Raw genomic sequence first — 13,887 nt, forward strand, 5'->3', positions numbered from 1 at the left:
CTGTCGCAGCAGGGAATCACCCCACGGGGGCCTCCCCCAGGGGATGCCCCCGGGCCGCCCCCGTCAGCAGGGACGCGCAGGCCTCGGGGGGCAGCGGCCGGGCGTACAGGAAGCCCTGACCGAGGGCACAGGCCCGCTGGCGGAGCCAGTCCGCCTGGGCGGTGGTCTCGATACCCTCGGCCACCACCTCCAGGGACAGGCTTTCGGCCAGCCCGAGGACGGCCTCGGCCACCTTGCGACCCTCCCCGCTGCCTTCCAGGTCCGCCACGAAACTGCGGTCCAGCTTCAGGATCTGCACCGGCAACCGGGTCAGATAGGCCAGCGAGGAATACCCCGTACCGAAGTCGTCCACGGAGAGCCGCACTCCGAGGGCGCGCAGGTCCTGCATCACCTCCCGGGCCATCTCCAGATCCTGCATGATCCCCGTCTCCGTGATCTCCAGCTCCAGGGCCGGGGCGGGCAGTCCCGATTCCTCCAGGGCACGGCGCACCCGCGCCACCAGATCCGCCTGGTAGAGTTGCACGGTGGACAGGTTCACGGCCACGCTCAGATCCCCCAGACCCCGGTCCCGCCAACGGCGAAGCTGCCGGCAGGCGCTTTGGAGCACGAAGTCACCGATGGCGATGATGGCACCGGTGGCCTCCGCCCGGGGGATGAAGACCGCGGGGGAGACCGCCCCCCGCTGGGGGTGATGCCAGCGCAGAAGGGCCTCCAGGCGCGTCACCCGGCCGCTGTCCAGTTCCACCTGGGGCTGGTAGTGCACCTCCAGCTCCCCCCGTTCCAGGGCCCGCTCCAGGTCCTGGTCCAGGCGGGCCTGCTCGGCGTGCCTGCGCATCCGCTCGGGATCGAACACCTGCCGGCGCTGCACCGGCTCGGCCTTGGCCTGATCCACGGCGAAGACCGCATCGGCCATCAGATCCGAGACCGTCTCGGGGAAGGGCGGACAGAGCACCACTCCCAGATTCCCCCGCAGTTCGATGAGCCGCTGCCCCACCCGGATCGGGGGATCCAGCACCCCCAGCACCCCATCGGTCAAGCCCTCGACATCCGCCCCTTGGGCCTCCCCGGATACACAGAGGGCGAACTGATCGCCGTAGATCCTCGCCACGGGCACGGCCGGGCCGGCCAGGGCCACGAGGCGATCCGCGATCTCCTTCAGGACCCGGTCCGCCGTCTCCTCCCCCCAGATCCGGTTCACCTCGGAAAACCCCTCCAGGTCCAACAGGCAGAGGGCGAGGCCACCCCCCGAGGCACGGGCCGCCTCCATGTGCACCTGGAGGATGCGGGCGAAGTGGCGGCGGTTGGGCAGATCGGTGAGGGGGTCGTGATGGGCCAGGTACTCGATGCGCCGGACATGATCCCTGCGCTCCCGTTCACGGCGCAGCAGGCGCCGGGCGATCACCGCGGACAGGGCCGTGGTCAATACCAGCAGCATCAGGACCGCGCCCCCCAGGAGCCACCTCTGGGCCTGCGCCCGTTCCCGCATGGTTCGGGCCTCGTCCAGGAGGCCTTGGGTCAATCCCATCTCGATCCCGGACAGGTGCCGCAGGCGCTCGCTGCTGACCCGGAACCAGCGCACGGGGCCAAGATAGGCGGGCGGACCCGCAGCCCCCTGGTTGAGGATGGCCGACCGGGCCGCCAGGAGCTCCTGATGGGCCGGGGTCCCCTCCACGGCCTCCAGATCCCGGCGCCGTGAGTCCGGGGTCATGGCAAGGAACTGTGTGCGCAGGAAGTCCTGTACGGACACCGCCTCCACGTAGCGCCGGAAGACCAGCGGATCGGGCGCGGCGCCTCCAATCCAGGCCGTGCCCAGGGCCCGCTCCAGACCGGCGTATTCCCGCATGAGCAGGAAGGTGCGGTAGGCATCCAGCCGCGCATACAGCGCGCCCCCATCATCCACCCCCGGCACGGAGGAGGCCAGGAGCACCAGCTGCCGCACCAATCGGGTGTAGGGCGGCAGGATCTCCAGGGGGTGCAGGGCCAGACGGTCCACCTCCCCCCGGTGCTGCGCCAACCCCTCCAGGTCGTCCCGGATCGCATCCAGCCAGTCGGCCCGATCCGGCCCCACGGCGAGATCGAAGCCCCGGATGCGTTGCAGGAAAGACTCCACCTGGGCATCGGTGGCGGCCCGGGCCTCCCCCAGGATCCGCCGAAACGCCTGATCCCGCACGCTGAGGTAGCCGACGGAAGCCCCCCGTTCCGCCTGCAGGGCCTCCACCAGGGTGCGCACCCCGGCGGCCAGGGCCACGTGCTCCATGAGGCGATCCATGCGCCTCGCCTCCATGCCCCGTTCCACCAACAGGGTCCCGGCCAACGGCAGCAGGGCCAGCACCGGGATGAGGATGACCCCGATCATCGGGCCCCGGAGGGAATCCATGCTCCGCGCACTGTCCATCGGCGCTCTCCTTGAGGTTGCATGTCTCCGGCCACGGGCCGGTATCCGGTACGGATCCGCCGCGGTGCTCTAGACCCGCTCCGCCGCCCCCGGCCGTTCGGCCCGGATCACCACGAAGGCCCCGCGCCCGTGGCCCTCCGCCACCGTGCCCGCCGGGGCCCCGGGGATGAGGGTCTGGCGCAGGACCGGTTCCACGAACCCGGCCGCCGACAGATGGGCCAGCACCTGTAGGGTGGTATAGAACCGGGCGTCGCGGTAGAAGACGCTCTCGGCCTTGTGGGCGTCGTATCGCCGGCCCAGGTCGCTGTCCAGATCCACGAACCCGGTCAAGATACACCCGCCGGGTTGCAGGACTCTGAAGGCCTCCCGGCAGGTACGGTCCAGGTCGTCCACAAAGCAGAGTGTGGTCACCAGCAACACCCCGCCAAAGGCCGCATCGACGAACGGCAGGGCCTCGCCGATCCCCTGCGCCACCGTCACCCCCCGGTCCCGGGCACGGCGGGCCATGACGGCGGAGGGTTCCACGCCAAAGCCCACCCCCAGGGGCGCGGCAAACCGCCCCGAACCCACCCCCACCTCCAGCATGCGGCCGGGATCGGGGGGCATCAGGGCCCTCACCGCCTGCAATTCCGCGTCGTATTCCCCGGCATGGCGCTCAAACCAATGCTCATAGCGCTCCAGGTGGCGATCAAAGGGTTCGGTTTTGGGCATACGGTTTCCCCCGGCGCGGTATACGCCTCAATCCATGACGCGGGCACGATAGCCCAGCGCCTCCACCGCCTGGCGCAGCGACTCGGCGGAGATCCGCCCCTCCACCAGGGCCTCCTGGGTGGAGCGGTCCACGGTAATCACCCGCTCCACGCCGGGCACCCCGGCCAGGGCCTCGCGCACCGCGGCCTCGCAGTGCCCGCAGCTCATCCCTTCCACATGCAGACGGATCATGTTCATGCCTCCCGATAGATATGGGTCGATTCGCCTCGCTTGCCCCATCCCCGGACCCGCAGACAACCACTCCACCCCTAAAAATGAACGCTCAACTGACCTCGCTCAAGCATTTTTGCGTTTCGGCCCCCAGGGGCCTTCCGCAGCGGTTCGCCCAGCTTGACATCCAACCTTGTCAACGTAGACTTACACCCTGACTGAAGACGTGGTTGTACGTATCCAAGCGATACGGCCCGCAAGGTCAACGATCAGATATCCCACGGGCCTTCGAGGGCCCGCCTTCAACGCAAGAGGGTACTATCGATGAGTGAGTACAGACCGAGCAAGCCGAGCAACCCCAGGGACGACTGGAAGCTGTGGCTGGTTGTCAACCCCGGCACTTGGCTGATGCCCATCCTGATGGCCGTGCTGGTTGTCGCCCTGGCCGTGCACGCCTTCGTGTACAGCAACGACAACTACAACCCGCTGACCTACGATGCGTCCGCGGCCGCTGCTGAATCCGAAGCCGAGTAAGTGAGGAGGAATCATCATGAATGACAGCATCTCCGGTCTGACCGAAGAACAAGCCAAGGAATTCCACGAACAGTTCAAGACCACCTTCACGGTGTTCATGGTCCTGGCTGCCGCCGCCCACTTCCTGGTGTACCTGTGGAGACCCTTCTACTAAGAAGGACTTTCTCCGCACACCGGTAAGGTGTAGCTGAAAACGGGGGCGCCCCGGCAGGTCATCGTGCGGATCCTTCCGCCGATGGGTTGCCCGGGGTAGCCCCCGTTTTTTGTGTCCATCTGCACGGCCTGCAATGCCGGTGCATGCAGGACCCCTTAAAGCAAACCCAAGGACCTATGGTAGGAGATCCCGATCCGGACATTCCGGATCGCGCGCATGCACATTGCCCAAGGCAGGCCAGCTATCGACCTGCGTCTCTGCCGTATTTTTCCGGGAAGATCCCGTACCAAGCCTTGCGGCCCAGATGCCGCACCAATAGGGGGAACGGCATCTTCTCCCGATGACCGCGTACAATCAGGTACCCCTTCTTTAGCGAATCTGCCATGGTCCTGTGATGACTGTCACGGACCCGTAGTGCCGAATCCAAAGCCCCTCGCAACATCCACCCCCTCACCCCACCGGGGAGGGTTCCCACTGCCCAAGCCCGTATCTCCCGAGGCAAGGCCACCCCCATCAGGCGATCCAGGAAATACACGGCCAGCACCAAGGGCTCCTCAAGGCCCAGCGCGGTGGCTCGGGCTTGCACTCGCCTCCAGAACGCCTCGTCCGCCTTGGTCCCGGCCATGAGATACAGATCCACCAAGTCACGGCTTCCATGGGGCATCTCCCCCTCAGAGAAGAACAGATGCGTGGCGCTGTGTAAGAACATATCCTCTGGCGCCAGCACCCGGAAGGGACAGTCATTGACCGCCACCGACGCAGAAATGAGCTGCCCGGGATCCACTTTCAGGCGCGCCGTGGGCGGTACGATGGAATGGTGCACATCCAGGATCGTCCCCCGGCGGATATGCTGCATCGGGGGGAGTTCGTGCATCCATTGACGGTAATAACGCTGATCATACGGGTCATGATGGGTATTCACCCATCCATGCTGCATTAGCGCGGCCTCCACAGCCCCGAGGGCCCGCCGCTCCACCAGGAGATCCACATCCCCGAAGAGGCGACCGATCGAAGCCTTCATGCCCGCCGCATGATAGGCAGCCCCTTTGAGCAACACCACGGGGGTATCCAGCGAACCCAAGGCCTCCGCGATGCTGAACAGCTCCCACTCCAACTCTGCACGATGGGTCTGCGTGATCCGGAGCGCCCAATCCAGATGACGTCGGGGCGCACACGGGATCTGCAACCACAAGCCCTCTTCGCTGAGGAAATGGGCCAGCGTTCCGAGCAGGCGGTTCACCCGCGCCTGGCGGATTACTGTATCCCATTGAGAAAGCTCCAGTTCACCCACACGAACCGGATCTTTCAGCATCGCCACCAAGAGCGGCTCCCGTTCGTGCCCCATCACACCCGCCCAGCACGATGGATATCCTGCACCAAGGCCATCCCGTCGGCCAGGGAACCATATTCAATGCAATAACAGCAGCAGTGATCCACCAAATTCCCCAGCGCGCTGAATCCCTTCTCACGCAAGGCTGATACATTGAACGCATTCTCCAAAAGCTTACCGAAAGCCATGGCGGGTCCCAACTCCATCATCGAAGGGGCCGTACCGAAAGAGAACGAGGGAAACACGACCGCAAAAGGCCTTGCCGGTTCTTCGGCCCGCTCCACACTCGCCCGTGGTGGCCGCATCAGCGCCACATCTCCCTTCAGGGTATCGGTTACCGTGGGACTAAAAGGCTCCTCTCCGGCGATCCCGCGCAGGACCCCGATGGAGGCATTCTTGAGACTGATGGGACGGCACAGCCCTTCCACCTGGCCGCCCGTCCACGTCAACAACGCCAATTCATCGGAAAGCAACCGCCATCCCGCACAGGATAACCCCGCCACGAGGGTGCTCTTGCCGGATCCCGGCGGTGCCGGGATGATCAGGGCCCGCTCCTCCTTTTCCACCACGGCTGCATGTAGCACCAGCCGATCCTGGACATGCTCATACACGCACCAGTTCAGCCCCCACTCCAGCAGGGGCAAGGCCTGATCCCGGGGAAGCGGCAGGAAGGTTGAGGCCCCGTCGTGACGAAAGCATGCCTGTCTGCCGAACCAACGCCGAAGGGAGCGAGGCGGCCCCACCTCTACGGAAAAATCAGCAAACCCATCCTGGGACATGGGATGATGATGGTAGAGATGATGCACCCCATCCGCCACGAAGCCTAGTCCGCTGCGCAGGCGAAAAGACAATGCTCCGATCCGGATCACCACTCCCGACCCAATCATCCCTTCCCGAAATTCATTTCGGGAAGCCTCTCCGACACGGCACGACACGAAGGGGCGAATCCTTATTCCATTCTTTCGATCAAGCGAAGACGTTCCATGCTCACCAATGCCTGATGCAGGGCCCCCCTCCCGGATTCCTCTTGCGCAAGACCCTCATAATCCAAGAGCAATTCTTCGGTGAGGGATTCCAGGTGCCAAGAGTGAGAAGACTGCATGCATTGAAGGATTGCCCCACACAACGGGGAAAGTACATAGATGTCCCCCGATCCTTGATGAAAGGCTGCAGCGCCATCCTGCCAGCAACGCAACAAGACCCCCCGCGGATGAAGACGCCACCGCACAGAGCAGATCTCCTCAAACCGGCCTTCAGTAAAGGGAAAATAACACAATAGAGACTGTTCCTGCACAAGCAGGATCACTTATTGGAGGAAACAGAAACAACCATATCAATCGTCTGCAGACCCTTCATATGTAGATTCAAGATACTGCTTCACCTGAAGCTTAGACCATTGCTGACCGGACACCATAAGATGGCCTCGAGTATCCACCTCGTTCCACATCTCAAGAACCAGGGATTCAGTTAACGGATACCCGTCAATTCTCTTCGCATTCATATAGGCCGCGACGAAGGCCCGCGCAAGATTACCTTCATCAGTAAAACGACTATCACGCTGTCCTGCAACCACATCTCCGAGCGTCAATTGATCTTTAGTAAGCGTTGAGGAGGACTCATCATCAGAATAAACATTAACACCAAAAAAATCCGATTGCATTTGAATATGATAAATGGTGCCAAAAACCTCCTTAAAGGGCCTATTCAGCTCTTCGTCGCTCGCACCTTGAACACCAGCGGCATTTCCCCAATAACCGGGAGATCGACCACAAACCAGATCCTCAGGATCTCCCCTTCTACCGCTGGCATTGGCCGAGGCGTGTCCCGACGGAGAATCGGCCGCACACGCCCCTTGCGCCATTAAAGGGCGATTCATCAAAGCGAAGAGCACGGGGGCTGCGCCTGCGGCGAGAGCGACCCTACGACGATTCCGCCCAGGAGAAGCATCATTCTCGGTATTCGGTATCGAACTCGGATCCCCCTCCTGCGGGAGGTGCGAACCGGAGTGCTCAGAATGCTGGGATTCAGACATACGTCTTTGGCCTCGAAACTAGGGCGGTGACATGGAGTAACCGGACAAACGGAACCCGCCTACCCCGGATCCATAGTGCACCTTCTGCCCTCATAGAGCGACAACAGCTTTGATGCAAGATGCGAGCCGCATACCATAACCCGACGAAAAATAACAACTTTGCAAGGCATTCCGTGATTTACATCACACAAAACCCCCGCATCATGTCAAATATGTCGACACGGCATACATAATGACATTTTGTCATACTAAGATTCGTAGCCGACGTAAGAAAAGATAAAGGGTGCAATTCCTTACCCCTATGGACTCTGACATCAGGATGAGCACGGGATTCCGTGCTGGACCATCAGCGAGAGGGATGTCAACAAATCCGACACCTTACTCCCTGGAAGGGCCTGACGAACCGGTGTTCCCACCGCTCCCGGAGCCACGGATAAACCGGGCATGGCCCCACCCAAGACAGAGGTCCCCAAGGATGCCGGCCAGCCAGTCATCGTACCGAAGCATCGTGGCGATCATCCTGGCCCTCATCGCCTATGGCTCGGTGTATCCGCGGCGCCATGCGGCGGGGGTCGATGTGGTGTTGGCAGAGGACGCGGACCCACCCCTGGCGGAGCACCTCAGCCGCACCGGTGCCTTCCAGGCGCAGGCCGCCGGCCAGGGACTGCTTGAACGCACCATCATCCTGCGCGAGGATCAAGCAAGGCACGTCGAGGCGCTGGCGGCTCAGGCGGGTATCAGCCCATCCCGCACCCTCCGCCGTGCGGTGGGGGTGTTCATGGAAGACGTCGCGAACGATGACTGAGACCACGGGAGGAAACCGCATCATGCCCCGTCACGCTCTCCGTTTGCATCCCACGTTCAGGTCCTTCCTCCTGCACCTGATGCTGATCCTGCTGATGCCCCTGCCGGCAGTGGCACCCGCCGCCAGCGGTGCAGCACAAGGCACTATCGCCACATCCACGGCCGCAGCGACCCACATCCTGGAGGCCAATCCCGACAACTATCGCGGCAAGATCCGCCAACTCCAGCCCGGCGACCATCTGCGGCTGGCCGCGGGCGCCTACCCGCGCAGTCTGCGCCTGCATGGCCTCAAAGGCACCGCCAGGGCCCCCATCGTGATCAGCGGACCCGAATCGGGGGAGCCTGCGGTCCTGCTTGGCCGCGATGGGGAGAACACCATCAGCCTGTCGGGCACGGCCCACCTCATCCTCCGCCATCTGACCCTGGACGGGCGCGGGCGCAACGCTGCCGGAGTGGTCCTGGAGGGGAACGGGCAGCCCGCCCATCACATCACCCTTGAGGGCCTCATCATCAAGAACTATGACGCCACCCAGGGACACACGGGCATCACCACCCGCGCCCCCGCCTGGAACTGGACCCTCCGCAACAACCACATCCACGACGTGGGCACGGGCCTCTACCTGGGGCAACCCGACGGCAGTGCCCCCTTCATCGGCGGACGCATCGAGAACAACGCCATCCAGCGTACCCTAGGCTACAACATGCAGATCAAGCACCAAGAGGTCCGTGACCCGGTGCCCGGTATCCCCACCGATCGTCGGGATACCATCATCCGCCACAACCTTTTCAGCAAGGCAGAACGGGCCAGCAGCGGTGATTCGGCGCGTCCCAACCTGTTGGTGGGCCACTGGCCACCCAAGGGACCTGGTCGCCATGACCGCTACCTGATCTACGGGAACCTGTTTTACGAAAACCCCCATGAACGCCTGTTCCAGGGGGAGGGGAACGTGGCGCTGTACAACAATCTGTTCTTCAACAGCCACGGCCCGGGGATCCTCATTATGCCCCACAACGACGTGCCCAAGGCTATCTACATCCTGCAGAACACCGTGGTCACCGCGGGCCCCGGCATCCGCATCCTGGATCCCCATCCCGATCATCCCTTGCAAGCATCCGGGAACGCCCTTTTCTCGCCGGAACCGCTGCAGGTCGTGGACGCCGTCCCCACGGGGGAGAACTTCACCGCCCCCCTGGAAGCCGCCGAACACCACCTGCACGCCCCCGAGCCACGCCTGGACCATCTGGACCTGTACCCCCGCCCCAATCGCCTGGGGCGCGACAAGAACACGTCCGCCATAGGGCCCCTGCCCCATCTGGATCGGGACTACAACCACCGACCCCGCAAACGGCCCACCTGGGGGGCCTTCAATGCCGCATCCACACGCAATCCGGGGCGCGCCCCCGGAATCGGTCCCCCGATGCTCCAGTGCCCCAACTGCTGAAGGCACCGGTCCAGCGATCCTCCTCAGCGGGGAAGCACCTCCCCCAGGCGCTGCCGCACCGACCGCGGCAGCGCCGTGGACAGCAGATGCAGCCACGCCTTGCCTCGTCCCGGCTGGTAACGCAGGCAGGCCAGGTACTCCCGCCAGGCCCACAGGCGACGACCCGCGGCCTCATGGCCGTAGCCCTGAGCAAAATGCAAACCCGCGATGCGCCGGCGCACCGCCTGCGGGTCGGCGCAGCGGCCATCGGGGCTGCATACCCCCCAGCGCCGTACGGCATCCTCCAGCACCCGCGCGCCATAGTTGGCCTGCGCCCCGCGGGCCGTGGCGCTGCGCGAATGATGGCGATAGTGGGCGAAGGGGGTGGCCAAAAAGTGGATGGGGACCTCCCGGGAGATCCGCAGCCAGAGGTCATAGTCCTGCCCCAAGCGCAGGGACTCGTCAAACCCCCCCACCTGCTCCAGCAGACGGCGCTCCACCAGCACCGTGGAGGTCCAGACAAAGCAATCCAAAAGCAGCAGGTGGTAGACCCATCCGGAGCGCTCCGGGTCCAGGACCATTTCCCCTGTGCCGGGCTGGGACACCTCGGTCTCCCCGCCTTCAGGAAACCAGTGCTCGAAGGCCGTGCAGCAGAAGCGGCAGTGCGGTTCCCCCTGCAGGCAGGACCACTGGGCCTGGAGCTTGCCCGGCAACCAGACGTCATCCGCGTCCAGGAAGGCCACGTGACCGCCCCGGGCATGGGCCACGCCGAGATTACGCGCCGAGCCGGCGCCGCCGTTGGCCTTGCGCAGGAGGGTCACCCACGGGAACCCTTCCGCCACCACCTTTGCGGTCCCGTCGCTGGAACCATCGTCCACCACGATCACCTCCAGGTCCGCCATGTCCTGGGCGGCCACGCTCTCCAGGGCCTGGGCGATGTACCCGGCGGCGTTGAAGGCGGGGATCACCACCGAGATCCGGGGTGTGCTCATGCCGACTCCTTGAGGGCGATCATCGTGGTACCGGGGGTGACCAGATGCCCCATCCAGCGCAGGGGGGGCAGCAGGCGCACGGCCCGCACCGCCAACCCCCGCAGGCCCCCACCCGCCTCCAGGGCATCGAAGCGGTCCAGCCCACGCATCCCCCGCTCGGCCAGCGCCCGGCGCAGTTGCCCCGGGGTGAACCAGTTCACCGCCGGGTAGGCGGCGTGATTGGCCAGGTCCGGCCGCGAAGACACCGCCAGGCCCTCGAAGTGACGCTTCAGCGGCCCCGGATACCAACTGTACAAGGGCAGATTGAACTCGTGCTGCACGGGGCACAGGCGGTTGGTGGTACTGAGAAACAGCACGCCCCCGGGGCGCAGGATACGAACGAATTCATCCAGGCAGGTCTCCCAGGGAGGCACATGCTCCAGCAGTTCCGGCGCGATGCAGACATCCATGGAGGCATCCCTGAACGGCAGGGCCGTGGCCGATCCCAGGTGAAACCACACCGGCAACCCCTCCCCGGCCATGCGTTCCTGGGCGATGCGCACCAGATCCGCATTGATCTCCACCCCGTACACCCGGTGCCCCAGCTCCGCCCACACCCGGGCCTGGGTCCCGGCATTGGAACCGATGTCCGCCACGTGCAGGGGGCCCTCCCGGGCCGGGGCGAAGCGCAGCAGCTTATCCCGCAGGCGCCGCGAGCGATCGAAGGCCGCCGCCGACAGGCTCTGGCGCGCGTAATAGTCCACGAAGGCCTGGTGGGTGCGGGTCTGCCAGCGGTGTTCCGAGCCGGACTGCATGGGAATCCCCTTGGTAAGGAAGGCCGCCGGTGAGGGCGCGCCACGGGTCTTGGCCCGAACCGGGACCGATTCAGCCTATCAGGGTGGATTTCCGGGGACCAGCGGATGTCCGGCTCGTCGCGCCGCGATCACCTGATCATAGAGCCCCTGGAAGGCGCCCAGCATTCCCTCCCTGGAAAAACGCGAGGCCACGAAGGCGCGCCCCCGGTCGCCGAAGCGGGGGATTTCCTCACGATGATCATCAAAATAGGCGATCCTTGTGGCAATCGCCCCCACATCCCGCGGCGGACAGAGAAACCCGGTCTCCCCGTCCACCAGGCTGTCCCGTACCCCCCCCACATCGCTGGCGATCACCGGCAGCCCCATGGCCTGGGCCTCGGCATAGACCAGGCCCTGCCCTTCCGCCCGCCCCGAGGCCTCCACCACACCTGTCAGGGCAAACACATCGGCGCTGCGCATCTCCTCGATCACCCGGTCCTGATCCAGACCGCCAACAAAGGTAACCCGATCGGTGATCCCCAGGGCCGCCGCCTGGGCTTCCAAGGTCTCCCGTAGAGGACCATCCCCCACCAGACCGAGCTCCACCCGCCGACCAGCCGCCGCCAGGCGCCCAATGGCCTCCAGTAGATCGCAGTGCCCTTTCACCTCCACCAGCCGCCCCACCGAGAGGATCCGCAGCGGGGCAGCCCCGGAAGCCCCCTCCCGAGGGCCCGAAAAACGCTGCAGATCGACCCCCATGGGGATCACCCGGATCGCCTCCGGCCTGGCCCCCAACTCGAGAAGCCGCTGCCGCATGAAGGCCGAGCCCACCGTGTGCAGGCAATCGCTCTGAAAGAGTGCCCGGAACATCTCCGGCCCGCGCAGGGAGGGCAATGCCGTCGCTTCATACCCATGCCAGGTGACCACGTCGGGGAATGCGATCCCCCGATCACGGCCAAGGCGGGCCATGCGTGCCCCCAGGTCGCCAAAATGGACGTGCACCACGTCGGGCCCATCCTCCAGGGCCGCCGCGTGATAGCGCACCGCCTCCAGCATGCGCCGGGGAGGCCAGGGGGCCCGCCGGGAAAACGGGAGCACCCAGGGACCATAACGGAGGATCATGCGGGTCGGATTCAGCAGCCCACTCCCCCGAAAGGATGGTAGACCGGCATAGGACACCCGCATACGTTCCCCCTTCACTTCCGGTATCCCGTCTCCGCCAGGCGCTCGCGCCACCACATGCACCCGATGGCCACGTGCGGCCATCCCCAGGGCATGCGCACGTACAAAGGTCTCCGACTGCACGGGGAAGAGATGGGCCAGGATGGCAATCTGCACGAAGGGATCCTTCTTTCAATCATCTGATTCGGCAAAGGCCCGGCGCAGGGCCCTGCAGAGCACACGGGGATAGGGTGTGGCCCCCAGCGGGATGCCCGAGGGCATCTGCACGATATGCTCCCCGGGCAGATGATTGGCCTCGAGGAGCACGGGCCCATCGGCGAGGATGGCCACATCCCAGCCGATGATGGGCAACGCGGAACGCACCCGTTCGTGGGCGGTCAGGGCCAGATCCAGGGTTGCGCGCCAATGCGGCAGCACCTGCCCCTCGATGACGACCCCCGTGTGCGGATTGCACTCCAAGAGGGGCAAGGGATATTCCCCCGTCTTCTGCACAGCCCGGCCGCATCGCCCGGTCCGGGGATCCACCCCCACACCCAACCCCCCCTGATCAAAATTGTCCGCGGCGCATTGCCCCATGGGGATGCGCAAAGCGGTGGCAATGACCTGGGGCCGTTGCCCCCCATCCCGCACAGTCATGACCCGGACCGAGCAAAGACACCCGTTGCCCAGTTCACGGATTGCCGGATGATTCACCAACCGGGGCTGCACCAACAGGGGGCGCCTCATGGCCACTGCAGACTGCTGCAGGTGCGCCCACAATGCCCGGGCATCGAGGCGCTTTCCTCCGTTGCCGTCTTCCCAGACGGGCTCGTTTCCCTGCAGGCTGCAGCGCCAGAGGGAGATCCCCTCCCCGGCGCGCCAGTTGATGGGCTTGACCACCAGATCCTCTGCCGGAAACGGGATGAACCCGGATTTGGAATCAGCGGCCATGGGATCGATCAAGGCATGGTCCCCCACCACCGGAAGCCCCCATGTACGGCACCAGGAAGCGAAGGCCACCTTGTCCGTGAAGATCCCATCGTCGGGACCCTTAGGGAGACGCTGGGCCAACACCTGCAGCAACTTGCCCGATACATCCAGGTATTCCCGTCGGCGCCCCCGACGCGACCGCAGAAAGAGTTGATATTGGTAATAGGTGACGGGGTCCAGCCCCGCACCGAAGACCTGGCCCAAGACATCGAGCACCTGACGCGGTATCCCGATGCCATGGATCCGCCGTACCCGCTCTCCATAGGCCACCACCGCGAAAAGAGCCGCCTTGCCGCACATCACGGGCCGCAATGCCAGGTCCCACATCGCCCTCAGACGCTGCAGCGGGGTGCGGGGCCTGGACCACCAGACCCAGAACA

At 64.8% G+C, this 13,887-nt stretch carries 15 protein-coding genes; 4 read left to right on the top strand and 11 right to left on the bottom strand.

Features of this window, described 5'->3' with window-relative positions:
- Nucleotides 1–16: 16 nt before the first annotated feature.
- The 3 genes from BM214_RS00105 to BM214_RS00115 all read right to left on the bottom strand — a co-directional run bounded on the left by BM214_RS00105 (nt 17) and on the right by BM214_RS00115 (nt 3,337).
- Nucleotides 17–2,356 (bottom strand): putative bifunctional diguanylate cyclase/phosphodiesterase, encoded by a 2,340-nt coding sequence (locus tag BM214_RS00105; RefSeq protein ID WP_177217529.1) that lies wholly within the window; start codon nt 2,354–2,356, stop codon nt 17–19.
- Nucleotides 2,357–2,464: 108 nt separating this feature from the next.
- Nucleotides 2,465–3,106 (bottom strand): class I SAM-dependent methyltransferase, encoded by a 642-nt coding sequence (locus BM214_RS00110; RefSeq protein WP_090483178.1) that lies wholly within the window; start codon nt 3,104–3,106, stop codon nt 2,465–2,467.
- A gap of 27 nt (nt 3,107–3,133) precedes the next feature.
- Nucleotides 3,134–3,337, bottom strand: coding sequence for a heavy-metal-associated domain-containing protein (locus tag BM214_RS00115; RefSeq protein WP_090483403.1), 204 nt, complete (start codon nt 3,335–3,337; stop codon nt 3,134–3,136).
- 303 nt (nt 3,338–3,640) lie between these two features.
- Here BM214_RS00115 and pufA point away from each other — a divergent pair, with 303 nt between their 5' ends.
- On the top strand, nt 3,641–3,850 hold the full coding sequence (gene pufA, locus BM214_RS00120) for a light-harvesting antenna LH1, alpha subunit (RefSeq protein WP_090483179.1): 210 nt from the start codon (nt 3,641–3,643) through the stop codon (nt 3,848–3,850).
- Nucleotides 3,851–3,866: 16 nt separating this feature from the next.
- Nucleotides 3,867–4,004, top strand: coding sequence for a light-harvesting antenna LH1, beta subunit (gene pufB, locus BM214_RS00125; protein WP_025281777.1), 138 nt, complete (start codon nt 3,867–3,869; stop codon nt 4,002–4,004).
- Between the two features lie 241 nt (nt 4,005–4,245).
- Here the strand turns inward: pufB and BM214_RS00130 are convergent, their stop codons facing one another.
- The 4 genes from BM214_RS00130 to BM214_RS12315 all read right to left on the bottom strand — a co-directional run bounded on the left by BM214_RS00130 (nt 4,246) and on the right by BM214_RS12315 (nt 7,225).
- Nucleotides 4,246–5,316: a nucleotidyltransferase domain-containing protein gene (locus BM214_RS00130; protein WP_244887796.1), complete on the bottom strand. Its 1,071-nt coding sequence runs from the start codon at nt 5,314–5,316 to the stop codon at nt 4,246–4,248.
- Nucleotides 5,317–5,348: 32 nt separating this feature from the next.
- Entirely contained in the window at nt 5,349–6,221 is an 873-nt protein-coding gene (locus BM214_RS00135; protein ID WP_090483181.1) for an HprK-related kinase A, read from the bottom strand.
- Nucleotides 6,222–6,283: 62 nt separating this feature from the next.
- The gene (locus BM214_RS13065; protein ID WP_090483182.1) at nt 6,284–6,640 is read right to left on the bottom strand and encodes an HPr-rel-A system PqqD family peptide chaperone; all 357 of its coding nucleotides are present in this window, start codon (nt 6,638–6,640) and stop codon (nt 6,284–6,286) included.
- Between the two features lie 27 nt (nt 6,641–6,667).
- On the bottom strand, nt 6,668–7,225 hold the full coding sequence (locus BM214_RS12315) for a hypothetical protein (protein WP_143096315.1): 558 nt from the start codon (nt 7,223–7,225) through the stop codon (nt 6,668–6,670).
- A gap of 649 nt (nt 7,226–7,874) precedes the next feature.
- Between BM214_RS12315 and BM214_RS00145 the strand changes: the two genes are divergently transcribed.
- Nucleotides 7,875–8,171 carry a hypothetical protein gene (locus tag BM214_RS00145; protein WP_090483183.1) on the top strand — a complete coding sequence of 99 codons (297 nt, stop codon included), beginning with the start codon at nt 7,875–7,877 and terminating at the stop codon, nt 8,169–8,171.
- Nucleotides 8,172–8,193: 22 nt separating this feature from the next.
- Nucleotides 8,194–9,612, top strand: coding sequence for a right-handed parallel beta-helix repeat-containing protein (locus tag BM214_RS00150; protein ID WP_090483184.1), 1,419 nt, complete (start codon nt 8,194–8,196; stop codon nt 9,610–9,612).
- A gap of 23 nt (nt 9,613–9,635) precedes the next feature.
- On the opposite strand, the gene BM214_RS00155 is transcribed toward BM214_RS00150, so the two are convergent.
- The 4 genes from BM214_RS00155 to BM214_RS00170 all read right to left on the bottom strand — a co-directional run bounded on the left by BM214_RS00155 (nt 9,636) and on the right by BM214_RS00170 (nt 13,723).
- Nucleotides 9,636–10,583, bottom strand: a complete 948-nt coding sequence (locus BM214_RS00155; protein ID WP_090483185.1) for a glycosyltransferase family 2 protein — start codon at nt 10,581–10,583, stop codon at nt 9,636–9,638.
- Nucleotides 10,580–11,377 carry a class I SAM-dependent methyltransferase gene (locus BM214_RS00160; RefSeq protein ID WP_090483186.1) on the bottom strand — a complete coding sequence of 266 codons (798 nt, stop codon included), beginning with the start codon at nt 11,375–11,377 and terminating at the stop codon, nt 10,580–10,582. The genes BM214_RS00155 and BM214_RS00160 overlap by 4 nt, the downstream gene beginning before the upstream one ends.
- A 78-nt stretch (nt 11,378–11,455) precedes the next feature.
- Nucleotides 11,456–12,694: a glycosyltransferase gene (locus tag BM214_RS00165; RefSeq protein ID WP_090483187.1), complete on the bottom strand. Its 1,239-nt coding sequence runs from the start codon at nt 12,692–12,694 to the stop codon at nt 11,456–11,458.
- 15 nt (nt 12,695–12,709) lie between these two features.
- Nucleotides 12,710–13,723 (bottom strand): sugar-transfer associated ATP-grasp domain-containing protein, encoded by a 1,014-nt coding sequence (locus BM214_RS00170; protein WP_177217533.1) that lies wholly within the window; start codon nt 13,721–13,723, stop codon nt 12,710–12,712.
- Between the last annotated feature and the right edge of the window lie 164 nt (nt 13,724–13,887).

It is taken from the genome of Ectothiorhodospira mobilis (assembly GCF_900114895.1).
GTDB lineage: Bacteria > Pseudomonadota > Gammaproteobacteria > Ectothiorhodospirales > Ectothiorhodospiraceae > Ectothiorhodospira > Ectothiorhodospira mobilis_A.

What these genes read in the sequence shown, in the direction of transcription:
- BM214_RS00105 (WP_177217529.1), bottom strand. Translation starts at nt 2,356, where the DNA reads ATGATCGGGGTCATCCTCATCCCGGTGCTGGCCCTGCTGCCGTTGGCC.
- BM214_RS00110 (WP_090483178.1), bottom strand. Translation starts at nt 3,106, where the DNA reads ATGCCCAAAACCGAACCCTTTGATCGCCACCTGGAGCGCTATGAGCAT.
- BM214_RS00115 (WP_090483403.1), bottom strand. Translation starts at nt 3,337, where the DNA reads ATGATCCGTCTGCATGTGGAAGGGATGAGCTGCGGGCACTGCGAGGCC.
- pufA (WP_090483179.1), top strand. Translation starts at nt 3,641, where the DNA reads ATGAGTGAGTACAGACCGAGCAAGCCGAGCAACCCCAGGGACGACTGG.
- pufB (WP_025281777.1), top strand. Translation starts at nt 3,867, where the DNA reads ATGAATGACAGCATCTCCGGTCTGACCGAAGAACAAGCCAAGGAATTC.
- BM214_RS00130 (WP_244887796.1), bottom strand. Translation starts at nt 5,316, where the DNA reads ATGCTGAAAGATCCGGTTCGTGTGGGTGAACTGGAGCTTTCTCAATGG.
- BM214_RS00135 (WP_090483181.1), bottom strand. Translation starts at nt 6,221, where the DNA reads ATGATTGGGTCGGGAGTGGTGATCCGGATCGGAGCATTGTCTTTTCGC.
- BM214_RS00150 (WP_090483184.1), top strand. Translation starts at nt 8,194, where the DNA reads ATGCCCCGTCACGCTCTCCGTTTGCATCCCACGTTCAGGTCCTTCCTC.
- BM214_RS00155 (WP_090483185.1), bottom strand. Translation starts at nt 10,583, where the DNA reads ATGAGCACACCCCGGATCTCGGTGGTGATCCCCGCCTTCAACGCCGCC.
- BM214_RS00160 (WP_090483186.1), bottom strand. Translation starts at nt 11,377, where the DNA reads ATGCAGTCCGGCTCGGAACACCGCTGGCAGACCCGCACCCACCAGGCC.